Below are 12539 nucleotides of genomic sequence, written 5' to 3'. Positions count from 1 at the left end.
TAAGATAGATGTGAAGGTAATTTTCAGATTAATTGGATAATACCTTAATTTATTTTACAGCATGATTTCTGCAAGTATCAACTTTTACTACTAGAATTAGTAATGTTCAAATAATCCGATCGAAGCCTCACGCTATAAAACCTCATTGCTTTCGGGACACCTTTCATTTCGAAAACACCCTTCAGGATCAACTGTCTGACCCGATACTCCAAGAACTCGTCACCGGTATATTGAGTTAAATGGCCGATGACTTCACCTATGAGGCGTGCTGATTTCATAAAGTCATCATTTTTACGCTCTCTGTGTATCTTTTCTGCTGCTTGAATGATATTGTCATCGTAAAAAGTTTCATCAACACTTCGTATTTCATGCTTTTCCCATACCCTCAGAACTTCCTGTTTAGAAGAAAGCGCTTCCCACTTCTCTTCGTACACTTTCCGTTGCATCCGAGTCAACATCTGGACATTCCTGTTATCCTCATACATCACTAGAAGTTTATCAGGTGAAATTTCTCCGGTGTGCAGAGGGAAGTGTTCACATTCCGGAGTATCAAATTGCTGTTTTAATGATTGAGTCGTATTGACGAGAAAGATTCGATTTGTTTTTTCTTTCAATAAATATAAAACATATCTCAATGCCGTTTGTTCATTAGCGTTTTCACCAGCCCAGATGATGATGGATGAATGCGCTGGGATCGAGTCAATTTTTATGAGCGTCTGGTTGAATTTGTCTTGATATTCATGGATATAGTCGTCATCAGTAATAAGGTGATTTTTAATCCAGTCATGCCTGCATCTGATTCCCTCATCTGCATGTAATCGCCATACGGGTCCAACCGAAAACATATCTGAAAAATGGATGACCGTTTCGTACTGATGGCCGTCCTTCTCCTTTAACGCCATCTTTAAACTGCCTGAAGGTGAATCACCAAACACAATATGTGCAGTATTGTAGTGTCTATGATTCTCCTTTTTCGCTTCATTACGTTTATACCCCAGAAAATCAGCATAGGTACTTTTCAGGTCAATCAAAAGCTGCTCATCTGAATACTGCCCCTTTTCTTCTGCCATCTGGATTCGGATCAATGTTTGTAATAAAAGTGATTTTGCTTCATTTTCTGTGGTGTTTCTCACGATTTTTTTATAATCATCGATCAATTCCTACACCCCCTTCAGATTCTAATATCGTTATTCATCCTGTATTCTCTTTACATTCTTAATCGGAACCCCTGATTCTATGTAACTTCTGATTAGCTTCCAATCGCCACTTTCATATTTTTTGAACGTGTCAAAAAACAAATTCACTGTTTCCATTGATTTTCCATGAATGATGATAGTCGCTGATAAGGTAACGAGCATTTCACTCTGTCTTAAAGGGATGATTGAGATTTCGTTTATATCCCATTGGGCTTGATTTTCCTTTACGAAATCAAACCCTTGTTTCCAGCCATTGATCGATTGTTCATAACCAAAGTCCGCTATGTCACCCCCGGATATTTCTCTGGCTTGATAATCAGTAGATATACATTTTTCCATCTCCCTGATCGATGATTGTTTCCATGCAGCTAAAAAAGCATCAAGAAATTCTCTAAATGAGTCGTCAGCCATAACTGCCTCCTTATGTATTCAATATACTTTGTTTATTCAGATTGATAGGACAAAAAATCTTTAAACAAAATAAAAAGCCAGCCCTCTTATGAGAACTGGCTTGATGTTTGTAAAGTTAGAGCCACATTTGCCGTAATGTTAGATAAGAAAGTTTTAAACCACCACTCCTCAAAGTGGGTGTTTGCAGAAGACTTCCTGTCGTCCTCTATCGTGGAGGCTTGACATTCCGGCTTCGATATAAAACTCCCTGTTACAGTTTAAAGGTTAAAACTTCGTTATGATTACGTACAACGCAGCTTGTATTCTATATATTATATGATTTCCACAGGAATTTCAACCGAAATATCTCAGATAAAATAATTAAGCGTCGAATACTTCAACTTTCTCCATTACATCGCCATTTCTCATTGATTTCACGATATCGATTCCTGAAGTCACTTTTCCGAAAACGGTATGAACACCGTTTAAATGCGGCTGTGGATCATGAACGATAAAGAATTGGCTTCCGCCTGTGTCTTTACCTGCATGAGCCATTGATAGGGATCCTTCTTCGTGCTTGTGAGGATTGCCTTCCGTTTCACATTTGATCGTGTAGCCAGGTCCACCCATTCCATTTCCATTCGGGCAGCCCCCTTGACTCACAAATCCAGGGATTACACGGTGGAATGTCAAGCCGTCATAAAATCCTTCTTTTGCTAACTTCTCAAAGTTTTCTACTGTTCCCGGAGCTTCATTAGGGAATAAATCAAATTCAATCTTTTCACCTGTTTGAAATTGTATGTATCCTTTTTTCGTCATTATTAACAACTCCTAATCTTATATAAATTCATTCATATTTTATCACTGAAGGTATGTGTTGTCACTTTTAACATTAGAATTCCTCAACTTTGCCTTCACCTCCATTCATTTCAATTTTTATATGGGCTATTTGTATCGTATGCAATGTCCTTCCTTTAAATTGTCATGAATGTGTAAGGCTGCAGAATAGATTAGTAACAGGTCGATTCATAAGGAGGATTCTGCATATGACAGAATTGTTCAACGGAATAACCATTCATCCTCAATTAACGATTCTGGTTCCTGCACTTTGGGTATTAGGTTTTGCACTAAAAAGAACACCTCATGTTCCTGACTGGTTGATCATTTGGATATTATTAGTGGTCGGTGTGGCAGCCAGCAGTTGGAGATTGGGATTCGATTTTAACGGCATTGCAAATGGATTCATTTGTACAGGAGCCGCCATCACCACCCATCAATCCATTAAACAGACGTTTTTTGCACGATTGAATGATCATGACAAAAGGCAAAATAATAAAAATGAAAAATAGTTCTATCATAAAAAGACCGAAATAATACCCTCTTCATTACTGAAGACAGGTACTATTTCGGTCTTTAAAATTAATCCATTACGTCAATAAAAGCTCTCATATAATCTGGTAAGTCAGGCGGTCTGCGGCTGGAAACGATATGACCATCAACCACCACAGGCTCGTTCACCCAATGGGCACCGGCATTTTCCATATCATCCTTGATACCTGGCGTACTGGTTACTTTTACCCCGTTTAATATTTTGGCAGAAATCAATACCCAGCCGGCATGGCATATTTGGCCGATTGGCTTGGTATGTGAATTCATTTCTTTAATCATATCAATGACTTCTGGATATCTCCGCAATTTATCTGGAGACCACCCTCCCGGTACTAATATGGCGTCATAGTTTTCCGGATTGACTTCATCAAATGAAAAGTCGGAAACAATCGGCACTCCGTATTTTCCAATATATTCTTCGTCTGCTTTTTCCCCGACAATATGAACCTCGGCTCCTTCTTCCCTCAAACGGAGGACAGGATACCACAGTTCAAGGTCTTCAAAATCTCCGCTTACAAGCTGAATGATTTTTTTACCTTTAAGTTTCATCTTACATCCCTCCCATGTTTTCTATTGTGCTGACAATAGAAGTTCTTTGCAACTAATAAACCTTAATTATACGGACTGTACTTCTTTATCGCTTTAATGATGGTATTGGTTTGGACCAGGGAAACGGCAATCGCTATCACCGTCATCATTGCTCCGACTATGTAAATGACTGCAGACATTTGTTTGCTTGTTACCTTCCTCATGCTATCACCTTTCTCAATTGAGTATCATACAAGTATTATGCCAAAAATTAGAAAGAATATTTATGATAGGTTCTCTCATTACGATAATTCCCTGAATCAAGAAGTACAGATGACTCTGTCTGGATTACTATTTTTTGGATTTAATTATATGTTTAAAAGAACAGATGCGGGGAATACAAAAAGCAAAGAAACATAAAAAATATGCATTTCCTAGGAGGAGAATATATGAAAGTAAATAAAACATTATTAGTTGGTGCTACTGTAACGGCTGGGTCTTTAGGATGGTTGTTATCTTCCAAAGAAAACAGAAATCACCTGCACAATATGAAAGAAGGATTAATGACAAAGATCAAAAAACGTAAATCAGAAGACCTCCCAGTTGAAAAAGGCGGTAATCCAGACCCTCAAAATATCGAAGACAATTCTATGGTCAGTGAAGGTGCAATGACGTCAGTCCAATATTATAATGAAAAGAAACAGGATAACCAATAAGCAGGGATTTCATCCCCTGCTTTTTTTGCTTCAAAAGGATGTATTTATATATTCAACGAAAATAAATAAATACATACAAATAGCAAAATGATCATTGCAACGATAGACATGAAGATGATGACGGCATTGGCGGATGTAAAGGTTTGTGTGTTGATATGCTTACGTGCCCGATAATAATTTATGGTTGAGCCGATAATGAGGAATAGACCGATTAATATACTTACCCCGCTTATCAGAACAGTGATTTTCCCTTGAAATTCATTCTCCTGCGTTGATGTGTAATGAAGGCTGGTTGTTAAAAAGCCTATCCCCAATATAGCAATTGATGTTCTGATCCAAGCTAGATAGGTCCGTTCATTCGCTAGATGCTGCTGGATATATTTGGATTCATTTGTTTCTTTCAACATGCTTCATCTCATTTCTTTTATACTACAATTACTCCTTACTATGATTACCTTGTTTATCAAGGAGAAAACAAAAAGGACCAAAAGAGTTCAGCCCTTTAAAAACAGTATTATTGAAGCTTACCTTTCCAAGCAGACATTCCACCATCTATGTTCACCACATCAAAGCCTTGATATTCAAGAAACCGCACAGCTTGACTGCTTCTTCCACCCGATTGACAAACAATGAAATATTGTTCTGTCTTATCCAATTCATTCATTCTGAATTCCAAAAGACCCAAGGGAATATTTACTGCATCCTTGATTTTCCCTGCCCTCACCTCGGCTGTTTCTCTTACATCGATGATACTTAGAACTTCACCATTTTCAAATTTCTTTTGTAATTCCATTGGTGTGATACGATTCATTCTCATTTCCCTTTCTACAATTAGTTTAATCAGACCAGGCATTCATTCCGCCTCTGACGTTTGTAACAGAATGAAACCCTGAAGAAGATAAGATTTTACCCGCTTTGGCACTTCTCATGCCACTCTGGCAGATAATGACTATTTCCTTATTCTTCGAGAGCTTGTCCATATTCTTTTGTAGGGTATTTAGCGGTATATTTTTAAACCCTTTTATATGTCTTCCTTTGAACTCACCAGGAGTGCGTACATCAATAAATTGTTTGGTAGTATCTCCTAAGTGTTTTTTCAACTCCGAAGTGGTGATTTGTTTAATATTTTTTCCTGGCTTCATTTGCCTTATATATAAAAGAACCAAGAATGCCATGATTATCAATCCGATAAATTCCATGAAAACACCTCTTTTTGTTTAGTATATATTTATTTTATACCCCTATAGGTATTTAGTCAAATATTATTTCTTCGTTCTGTTAAACACCGATGTTGATTTCCGTGGAAAAAGCATAAAAGCTGATTCATTATACAGAATCAGCTTTTCGATGGTTACATTTTTGGTGCTAATGATCAATAGTAGTAATAATATCTTTTCCCGAATTTATTGAATGGGCCACCTACAATCTGTCCTCCTAAAAATCCTAATCCCAATCCGATCAGCCCTGCACCTAACGGATTTATGCCATAGCCATAACCATACCCATACCCGAAGCCTGGACCAGGTCCCGGACCCTGTACTGGCGGAGGATAACCAGGAAATCCATATCCGTATCCAGGCTGTCCTCCTACCGGTCCATACTGTGAATATGGCCCTTGGTATGATTGATCTATATTTGAAAAAGCAGGACTTTGATTAAAATTCATTCCATACATATTTCGTTTAAAGTTCATATCTGACACTCCTCTTTATTAGCCTATTAACAAATTGGAATTATGGAAGGGCATTTGACTAGTAAATAAAAAGTATCGGTGTAAATGATGGGAAGACAGAGAAAAAAGAAGCCCGGAATGTACCTGGGCTTCTTAATCAATGTTATGAGAATAAATTTTTTATCGATCTGAAGAATTCAGCTATTGCGTCCAATAAGCTCGTAAAGAAATCAGATACCTTTTGACCAAAGCTCTCATCATTTACAATATCTTTGATGGTCGATTGAATATCCTTCGTCAAATCCTCGAGTTGCTGCTGCACATTATCAAAGTCGATATCGAGGGATCTGATTTTATCAAATAAATCAATCAATAATTGACGATCTTCAGGACTTAGCTCGATGTTCATATTCTTAAGCTCTTCTTCAACGATTTTCTGCACTTCTTCTTTAGTTGCCGGATCCTGTTCTGCAATTTCCTTTTTTATTTCTGTCAGCAGCTCACTGACTTTTTCTTTATCGATGCCAGCATCTTTAGCTAATTCAGTTGCAACATTTAACTCTTCATTCGCCACTTCCATACGTACGGAATCAAGTTTTTCCCCACTTACATCATAAGCTTTATAGATGCCCGTTAATGCAGAGTGTCCGCTTACCTTTACAGGTGAGGCCACTTCCACATTTGCATTTTCTACCCCAGCCGTCAATAACGCATTGGCATACATGGATTCGGTTACTTCAGTAATATGATCAGGAGTAACGATCTCCACATTCAGACCCTGTCCTTTTTCCTGTCTGGTGATTTTTGCTGAAGAAAACATTCGGGCATTTCTATTTTCCCCTTCGATGTATTTAACAAGGTCTTCCCCTGTTGCAGTAAATTCCTCCACATCGTCATTCTCATCAATGCCGAGCTGTTCCTGTACAGACTTTTTTTGCTCTGCTGTGAGTGTCTCACCATATACGACAATCGGAACTCCAAATTTTTCATTGATACTTTCTTTTTCGTTGTTGTTATCTGAAGCCGCTGCTGGCTGGCCTAAACCAATTACCAATAGTATAAGAAGTACAATACTCATTAATTTTTTCATTTTTCGATTCTCCTTTTTACTGCATTCAATGTTTTTAGCAAATCTACAAACTTTTATCCATTGTACAAGTGCCTAACTTACTTTGCATCATTCTCTGGTCTTATTTCTCTACATTGTAATAGACGTTTAACAAAGAAATAAGTTTCAAATTTTTTTAGTAATGCGCTTGGTAATTTTCACCTCAACTATAGGAGTGTTAGACAGTAAAAAAACACCCGCCCCCGCTGCGATAGTGAATCAACGCAGAGAGAGACAGGTGTCTGAGAATTTCTTATAGGATATCGAGCCAAATCTTGATAGCGGTACCCAAAATCAGTACTGCCAATATGGTCTGCAATATTTTCGTGTTCATTTTCTTACCTGCTGTTGCACCCAATGGAGATGCGATTAAGCTTGCTACTACCATGATCAATGCAGGTACATAATCTACTTGACCAGTACTGATCTTCCCGACTGTCGAGCCGATAGAAGAAATAAGGGTAATGGCAAGTGATGATGCAATCGTCATCTTTGTAGGGATTTTAAGAACCACAAGCATGATCGGGACTAATAGAAATGCTCCTGCAGCTCCAACGATTCCTGCTCCGATCCCGACGATTAAGGACAAAACTGCTGCAAGCCATTTATTGAATGTAACATCCTCAAACTTGATGTCATCTATCCCTTTTTTCGGGATGAACATCATGATTGCCGCTGTTAAAGCAAGTACTCCATATACAAGGTTGATGCCGTCTTCACTCATGGCCTTGGAACCATAGCCACCGATGAAGCTTCCGATCAAGATGCTCACACCCATATAAGTGATGAGTGTTTTGTTCAAGTAACCGCCTTTACGATAAGCCCATACCCCGCCAAGTGTGGCGAAGAACACTTGCACTGCACTGATACCGGATACTTCGTGAGCGGAAAATGATGCGACTCCCAGTAATGGAGGAATATATAGAAGCATCGGGTACTTGATGATGCTGCCTCCGATCCCTACCATCCCGGAAATAAATGAGCCAATGAAGCCAATTAAAAAGACTGTAATGATAAATGCCAAATCCACTGTAAAGTTCCTCCTTTACTTTAAATGGGAACCTCTTTAAAAGGTCCCCATTTATTTCTTCGAGTTTAAAAAAGAGTCAGATTATCGAACTGCACAGCGGTTTGGTCCGATTTCCATTTCACGCTGCTTTTCATCATCAGGTGTGATTTTGCCCATGTTTGTTTCACGGATTTCCTGATAAGCATTTGGCTGTGGTGGTAAATTTTCAGAAACCAATTTTCTGAACTCATCTTCATTTTCAATATTCAAACCGTGATTTTTTGCAAATAGTGTACCAAGTTTTTCTCCGACAGTACCGTTTTCATTTAATTCATCGATGATCATGAAGTGAGCGGGTAATACAGTCAGCTCCATGGATAAATTTTTATAACGTTTGTATAGACTTTCTCTCAAGTCTGCAACCCAGTCCTCTGCCTTACCAGCAAGGTCAGGACGTCCGATGCTGTCTACGAACAGAATGTCTCCTGATAATAGATACTTCTCGTCAATGACGAAAGAAGTAGACCCGATTGTGTGTCCAGGTGAATATAAAGCATTGATGTCGATTGTTGAGTTACCGATAACGACTTTATTGCCATCCTCAAGAGCTGCATACTCAAACGTAACTTCCTCTGCATCTTTTGGAGGCAGCCAGTAAGCAGCATTTGTCGCTTCAGCGATTTTACGTCCGCCTGAAATGTGATCCGCATGTAAGTGAGTATCAAATACATGTGTGATTTCAGCATTTTTCTCTTTTGCAAAATCGATGAAAATATCAGTCATTCGTGTAGCATCAACGATTGCCGCTTCACCTTTTGAAACCACCATATATGAAAGACAGCCTTTCCCTAGACGGACGAATTGATAGAGCTCGCCTCCGTCAGTGAGGTCACCGACTTTGACCGGTTCAAGATGCTCACTCCACGCTTTCATTCCGCCTTCCAGATAAGCAACATCTTTCCCTTCATCTGAAAGCATTTCTGCCACCATGACAGAAGAACCTTCTTTCGCACAGACAACCAGGATATCCTTATCGTTTGGAAGTTCCTCTAAAATCTCTTCCACTCCATCTAAAAGATCGAAGTAAGGAATGTTCAGATATTCAAACGTATGTCCGTCGATTTTCCAATCTTCAAATGCGTCTGTGTTACGTACATCCAAGATGAACAAATCTTCTTTTTTGATCACTTTTTGTGCTACTTCTTTCGGACTCATTGCTTTCACTGCCATTGTTTCTACCTCCCAATTAATTTCTTTTATAGTTTCTATCTGTTAATCATTTAATATCTATTATTCAACGTCAGATTCTACGTCGCCTGACCATTCGCTCATGCCTGGCACTACGTTGATGACATTCGCAAATCCTTTATCTGTTAACATTTGTGCTGCCATATCACTGCGGTTACCGGTGCGGCACACAACATAAATATTCTTATCTTTAGCAAGCCCATCAGCTTTTGCTTCTAATTCCCCTAGCGGAATGGATACCGCTCCGGGAATGTGCTTGAATGCATATTCTGCCTTTTCACGAACATCCAATACGAGCGTATTCTCATCGCCGAGCTTACCAGCTAACTCTTCATTATTGGTAACCGTTTCGTGCTTACGCTCAACACTATCTTCGCCGCTTGATTTACGAACGAAATGCTTCAGAACATCGCCTTCTTCAATCGTACCAAGATAATCATGACCTGAACTCTTCGCCCATGCTTGAAGGTCGGCTCTTGACCCTTTATCCGTCGCCTGAATTTCAATCACGTGCCCGGCTTCAAGGTCTTTCATCGCTTTCTTCGTTTTTACGATCGGCATAGGACATGCTAACCCTTTTGCATCTAATACAACATTCGCTTCAATAGTCATACAATAACCTCCAATTACCTTATAGGGTATATTTTTTCTTAAAAAAATTTAGATGAATAAGTTTACATTACCGTCTTCTGCATCCGCTAGATACGCGGCTACACCTGCATATTCGATCTCATCCATTAACTCATCTTTATGAAGTCCCAATAAATCCATTGTCATTGTACAAGCAACCAGCTTTACATCTTGCTCCTTGGCCATCTCAATCAAGTCAGGCAGCGGCATTGCATTATGCTTCTTCATGACACCTTTGATCATTTTAGGACCCATTCCTGCAAAGTTCATATTGGATAAACCCAATTTATCTGCACCGCGCGGCATCATTTTGCCGAACATCTTTTCCATGAAGCTTTTCTTAACAGGGACCATTTCTTCTTTTCTCAACGCATTAAGACCCCAAAATGTATGGAAAATAGTAACTTCGTGATCGTAAGCCGCCGCACCATTAGCGATGATGTAAGCAGCCATTGCTTTATCATAATCTCCGCTAAAGAGAATAATGTTTGTTGTTTTTGTCTCTGACATCTGTTTTTTCCTCCTCTTAATACAACTAGGGGTATATTCCCCCTCAAAAAAAATTATCCTTTTTTAATCCAGAATGTGAATACATCGTTTTCTTCTTTAGACTCTACAAGCTCATGTCCAGTTGATTTAGCCCATGCCGTTAAATCACTCTTGGCACCTTTGTCAGTCGTTTGAACTTCCAGGATCTGACCTGCTTCAATCTCCTTGATTGCTTTTCTTGTTTTTACGATTGGCATTGGACAAGCTAATCCTTTTGCGTCTAATACTTTATCTGCGTTCATTTAAAATTCCTCCTAAATAGTTGTTAAAAGTTTTTATATACCTATAAGGGTATGTTAAATGATATAAAAAAAGTTGTCAACACTTTTTCATTATCTGCTTTTCACTAACAAGTTTACTGCTTCCTTTACAATTTCATCTGTATTTTCACCAGATTCATGTGAATCTCTCACACATTCAACAAGGTTTAAACTTACAATCAAGCCAACCGAACGATCAAGAGCAGTTTTAGCTGCTGACAGCTGGGAAATCACATCTTTACAATCTTCCCCTTGCTCCATCATCCTTAAGATTCCCCGGAGCTGCCCTTCAACACGTTTGATTCGATTTTTAACTTGAGAATTGTATTCCATAAAGACACCTCCCAGAAACAAGCTTATTGTGTTGTTTTCTTGCTACACTCACTATATTATACCCTACCAGGTATATTGTCAACACTAAATAATAAATTTTTTTCCACTCTCGACTACCGTTCAAGATTCTGTTCTACATTAAAAAAGTGATGATCGATTGATTCGACCATCACATTGCTTGCTCAACAATATTATTTTGAATAATTCCTTATACCTTACCGGATACCTCCTGCTGTAAATGCAAAACGAATGAATCAAGGTGGTTGAGTGTACACACATCTTCTTCTAATAAGGGAATTTCATATAAACTCTGTTCGGTAAACTTCTTCTTCATCAGCTGCAGGTAAGCTTTCTCCTGCTCTTTTCTTTTTTGAAGAAATGACCCATCTGCTGAAGGCGGCAGGATTTTGTTGACGATCAACCCTTGTATCTTCAAATTATGCTTCTTCATCAATTCGATGGCTTTTTCCGTTTCCAAGATCGGGAGCCTCTCTGGTATCAAGACAAAGATGAACCCGGTCTCTGCTGAATCTAACATGATGGAGCGAACTCTTGCAAACTTATCTCTTCGCTTCTGTAATACGTCGAAAATCGGGTCCTCTACCGGCTCCCCATCATTCAACAGCTGAGAGTAGTTCTTATTCGTTTTCTTTCTTCTTTCAAGCATGCCGTCCATCCAGACACCCATCAACTCAGGAAGCGAAAGCAGACGGATTGTATGTCCGGTAGGTGCAGTGTCAAAGATAATTTTATCAAACTCTTCCTTTTCTTCTAAAATAATCGATACAATCTTGTCAAATAAAGCTGCTTCTTCAGCACCTGGTGCAGATGCCGCCATATCGATTTGCCGGTGAACCTCCTCAATCATAGAGGACTTGACCATACCTTTTAAATTACCTTTTACGCCCTTTATATACTTATCCGTTTCCGTTTCAGGGTTTATTTCAAGGCCCCATAAGTTTTCAAGTAAAGGCGTTATTTCTTCGCCTATCTTCTTATGAAAGATATCACCTAAATTGTGAGCAGGATCCGTTGAAATGATAAGTGTCTTCCTCCCTGATTTGGCGAACATCAAGGCTAATGCAGAAGCAGAAGTGGACTTTCCAACCCCTCCTTTCCCCCCTACAAAAAGGATCGATTGATTTTCAATTTCATTCATTCACTTTTTCACACCTTCCTCTTAGCATCAGCAGCACCTTATTCCTTCTAACGGGGAATGCTCCATCCCCATCCGTAAATGCCAATCATGAAACTTTTCTATCATATACGGGTAAAGTTCTAATGTGTAATAAAAAACCGGATTCGGCAGTCCGAGCATATCCGAATATAATAATAAGAAGAACAAATCATCCTCATCTCTTAATTCTCTTGCAATTTCTGTTTTATGAGGATGTTTAATGATCTCATCATATAGTTTGATGATGTGTTTGAATTTTTCTTTCATTGATGAATCAATCATCCTATACCCCCCTTCAATAAAAGGGAACCCTTTTTAAGCGCCTTTGCTCAAA

General features: G+C 38.8%; 20 protein-coding genes and 1 other RNA gene. 2 read left to right on the top strand and 19 right to left on the bottom strand.

Features of this window, described 5'->3' with window-relative positions; all coding sequences use genetic code 11:
• Window positions 1-77 precede the first annotated feature (77 nt).
• From ACXAFV_RS14740 to ACXAFV_RS14725, 4 genes are all read right to left on the bottom strand, one after another.
• Window positions 78-1157, bottom strand: coding sequence for a DUF1835 domain-containing protein (locus tag ACXAFV_RS14740; RefSeq protein WP_475127551.1), 1080 nt, complete (start codon window positions 1155-1157; stop codon window positions 78-80).
• A 30-nt stretch (window positions 1158-1187) separates the two neighbouring features.
• Window positions 1188-1607 carry a flavoprotein gene (locus tag ACXAFV_RS14735; protein WP_475127549.1) on the bottom strand — a complete coding sequence of 140 codons (420 nt, stop codon included), beginning with the start codon at window positions 1605-1607 and terminating at the stop codon, window positions 1188-1190.
• A 114-nt stretch (window positions 1608-1721) separates the two neighbouring features.
• A non-coding RNA gene (gene ssrS / locus ACXAFV_RS14730) (6S RNA) lies at window positions 1722-1909 on the bottom strand.
• Between the two features lie 58 nt (window positions 1910-1967).
• Window positions 1968-2405 carry a peptidylprolyl isomerase gene (locus tag ACXAFV_RS14725; RefSeq protein WP_475127546.1) on the bottom strand — a complete coding sequence of 146 codons (438 nt, stop codon included), beginning with the start codon at window positions 2403-2405 and terminating at the stop codon, window positions 1968-1970.
• Window positions 2406-2632: 227 nt separating this feature from the next.
• Here ACXAFV_RS14725 and ACXAFV_RS14720 point away from each other — a divergent pair, with 227 nt between their 5' ends.
• On the top strand, window positions 2633-2935 hold the full coding sequence (locus ACXAFV_RS14720) for a phage holin family protein (RefSeq protein WP_475127541.1): 303 nt from the start codon (window positions 2633-2635) through the stop codon (window positions 2933-2935).
• A 70-nt stretch (window positions 2936-3005) separates the two neighbouring features.
• Here the strand turns inward: ACXAFV_RS14720 and ACXAFV_RS14715 are convergent, their stop codons facing one another.
• Both ACXAFV_RS14715 and ACXAFV_RS14710 read right to left on the bottom strand, forming a co-directional pair.
• Window positions 3006-3524 carry a type 1 glutamine amidotransferase domain-containing protein gene (locus ACXAFV_RS14715; RefSeq protein ID WP_475127539.1) on the bottom strand — a complete coding sequence of 173 codons (519 nt, stop codon included), beginning with the start codon at window positions 3522-3524 and terminating at the stop codon, window positions 3006-3008.
• A 62-nt stretch (window positions 3525-3586) separates the two neighbouring features.
• Window positions 3587-3727, bottom strand: a complete 141-nt coding sequence (locus tag ACXAFV_RS14710) for a hypothetical protein (protein WP_475127537.1) — start codon at window positions 3725-3727, stop codon at window positions 3587-3589.
• Between the two features lie 225 nt (window positions 3728-3952).
• Between ACXAFV_RS14710 and ACXAFV_RS14705 the strand changes: the two genes are divergently transcribed.
• A complete protein-coding gene (locus ACXAFV_RS14705) occupies window positions 3953-4219 on the top strand; it encodes a hypothetical protein (protein WP_475127536.1) in 267 nt (88 codons plus the stop codon).
• Between the two features lie 44 nt (window positions 4220-4263).
• Here ACXAFV_RS14705 and ACXAFV_RS14700 read toward each other — a convergent pair whose 3' ends face one another.
• The 13 genes from ACXAFV_RS14700 to ACXAFV_RS14640 all read right to left on the bottom strand — a co-directional run bounded on the left by ACXAFV_RS14700 (window position 4264) and on the right by ACXAFV_RS14640 (window position 12472).
• Window positions 4264-4626, bottom strand: coding sequence for a YidH family protein (locus ACXAFV_RS14700; protein ID WP_475127535.1), 363 nt, complete (start codon window positions 4624-4626; stop codon window positions 4264-4266).
• 107 nt (window positions 4627-4733) lie between these two features.
• Complete coding sequence (locus ACXAFV_RS14695) at window positions 4734-5030, bottom strand: rhodanese-like domain-containing protein (protein WP_475127533.1); 297 nt, start codon at window positions 5028-5030, stop codon at window positions 4734-4736.
• Between the two features lie 25 nt (window positions 5031-5055).
• Complete coding sequence (locus ACXAFV_RS14690; protein WP_475127530.1) at window positions 5056-5418, bottom strand: rhodanese-like domain-containing protein; 363 nt, start codon at window positions 5416-5418, stop codon at window positions 5056-5058.
• 173 nt (window positions 5419-5591) lie between these two features.
• A complete protein-coding gene (locus tag ACXAFV_RS14685) occupies window positions 5592-5912 on the bottom strand; it encodes a hypothetical protein (RefSeq protein WP_475127528.1) in 321 nt (106 codons plus the stop codon).
• A gap of 142 nt (window positions 5913-6054) precedes the next feature.
• Window positions 6055-6981: a DUF1002 domain-containing protein gene (locus tag ACXAFV_RS14680; protein WP_475127526.1), complete on the bottom strand. Its 927-nt coding sequence runs from the start codon at window positions 6979-6981 to the stop codon at window positions 6055-6057.
• A gap of 271 nt (window positions 6982-7252) precedes the next feature.
• Entirely contained in the window at window positions 7253-8029 is a 777-nt protein-coding gene (locus ACXAFV_RS14675; protein ID WP_475127524.1) for a sulfite exporter TauE/SafE family protein, read from the bottom strand.
• A gap of 81 nt (window positions 8030-8110) precedes the next feature.
• Window positions 8111-9238: an MBL fold metallo-hydrolase gene (locus tag ACXAFV_RS14670; protein WP_475127523.1), complete on the bottom strand. Its 1128-nt coding sequence runs from the start codon at window positions 9236-9238 to the stop codon at window positions 8111-8113.
• 60 nt (window positions 9239-9298) lie between these two features.
• On the bottom strand, window positions 9299-9868 hold the full coding sequence (locus tag ACXAFV_RS14665) for a rhodanese-like domain-containing protein (protein ID WP_475127522.1): 570 nt from the start codon (window positions 9866-9868) through the stop codon (window positions 9299-9301).
• A gap of 48 nt (window positions 9869-9916) precedes the next feature.
• Window positions 9917-10396: a DsrE/DsrF/DrsH-like family protein gene (locus ACXAFV_RS14660; RefSeq protein ID WP_475127521.1), complete on the bottom strand. Its 480-nt coding sequence runs from the start codon at window positions 10394-10396 to the stop codon at window positions 9917-9919.
• Between the two features lie 53 nt (window positions 10397-10449).
• A complete protein-coding gene (locus ACXAFV_RS14655) occupies window positions 10450-10677 on the bottom strand; it encodes a sulfurtransferase TusA family protein (RefSeq protein WP_446243185.1) in 228 nt (75 codons plus the stop codon).
• Between the two features lie 90 nt (window positions 10678-10767).
• Window positions 10768-11028, bottom strand: coding sequence for a metal-sensitive transcriptional regulator (locus ACXAFV_RS14650; RefSeq protein ID WP_475127520.1), 261 nt, complete (start codon window positions 11026-11028; stop codon window positions 10768-10770).
• A 208-nt stretch (window positions 11029-11236) separates the two neighbouring features.
• Window positions 11237-12187: an ArsA family ATPase gene (locus tag ACXAFV_RS14645; protein ID WP_475127519.1), complete on the bottom strand. Its 951-nt coding sequence runs from the start codon at window positions 12185-12187 to the stop codon at window positions 11237-11239.
• 27 nt (window positions 12188-12214) lie between these two features.
• A complete protein-coding gene (locus ACXAFV_RS14640) occupies window positions 12215-12472 on the bottom strand; it encodes a cory-CC-star protein (protein WP_475127932.1) in 258 nt (85 codons plus the stop codon).
• Window positions 12473-12539 lie beyond the last annotated feature (67 nt).

It is taken from the genome of Rossellomorea sp. ABR4_012 (assembly GCF_056159545.1).
Note: the sequence above shows the minus strand (reverse complement) of the source record. Positions and strands in the feature narration are given on the sequence as shown.

Bases quoted from the DNA above. Each gene is read 5' to 3' on its own strand.
- ACXAFV_RS14665 (WP_475127522.1), bottom strand. From the start codon at position 9,868: ATGACTATTGAAGCGAATGTTGTATTAGATGCAAAAGGGTTAGCATGT.
- ACXAFV_RS14685 (WP_475127528.1), bottom strand. From the start codon at position 5,912: ATGAACTTTAAACGAAATATGTATGGAATGAATTTTAATCAAAGTCCT.
- ACXAFV_RS14680 (WP_475127526.1), bottom strand. From the start codon at position 6,981: ATGAAAAAATTAATGAGTATTGTACTTCTTATACTATTGGTAATTGGT.
- ACXAFV_RS14645 (WP_475127519.1), bottom strand. From the start codon at position 12,187: ATGAATGAAATTGAAAATCAATCGATCCTTTTTGTAGGGGGGAAAGGA.
- ACXAFV_RS14695 (WP_475127533.1), bottom strand. From the start codon at position 5,030: ATGAATCGTATCACACCAATGGAATTACAAAAGAAATTTGAAAATGGT.
- ACXAFV_RS14700 (WP_475127535.1), bottom strand. From the start codon at position 4,626: ATGTTGAAAGAAACAAATGAATCCAAATATATCCAGCAGCATCTAGCG.
- ACXAFV_RS14720 (WP_475127541.1), top strand. From the start codon at position 2,633: ATGACAGAATTGTTCAACGGAATAACCATTCATCCTCAATTAACGATT.
- ACXAFV_RS14660 (WP_475127521.1), bottom strand. From the start codon at position 10,396: ATGTCAGAGACAAAAACAACAAACATTATTCTCTTTAGCGGAGATTAT.
- ACXAFV_RS14650 (WP_475127520.1), bottom strand. From the start codon at position 11,028: ATGGAATACAATTCTCAAGTTAAAAATCGAATCAAACGTGTTGAAGGG.
- ACXAFV_RS14710 (WP_475127537.1), bottom strand. From the start codon at position 3,727: ATGAGGAAGGTAACAAGCAAACAAATGTCTGCAGTCATTTACATAGTC.
- ACXAFV_RS14735 (WP_475127549.1), bottom strand. From the start codon at position 1,607: ATGGCTGACGACTCATTTAGAGAATTTCTTGATGCTTTTTTAGCTGCA.
- ACXAFV_RS14690 (WP_475127530.1), bottom strand. From the start codon at position 5,418: ATGGAATTTATCGGATTGATAATCATGGCATTCTTGGTTCTTTTATAT.
- ACXAFV_RS14715 (WP_475127539.1), bottom strand. From the start codon at position 3,524: ATGAAACTTAAAGGTAAAAAAATCATTCAGCTTGTAAGCGGAGATTTT.
- ACXAFV_RS14705 (WP_475127536.1), top strand. From the start codon at position 3,953: ATGAAAGTAAATAAAACATTATTAGTTGGTGCTACTGTAACGGCTGGG.
- ACXAFV_RS14670 (WP_475127523.1), bottom strand. From the start codon at position 9,238: ATGGCAGTGAAAGCAATGAGTCCGAAAGAAGTAGCACAAAAAGTGATC.
- ACXAFV_RS14640 (WP_475127932.1), bottom strand. From the start codon at position 12,472: ATGAAAGAAAAATTCAAACACATCATCAAACTATATGATGAGATCATT.
- ACXAFV_RS14725 (WP_475127546.1), bottom strand. From the start codon at position 2,405: ATGACGAAAAAAGGATACATACAATTTCAAACAGGTGAAAAGATTGAA.
- ACXAFV_RS14655 (WP_446243185.1), bottom strand. From the start codon at position 10,677: ATGAACGCAGATAAAGTATTAGACGCAAAAGGATTAGCTTGTCCAATG.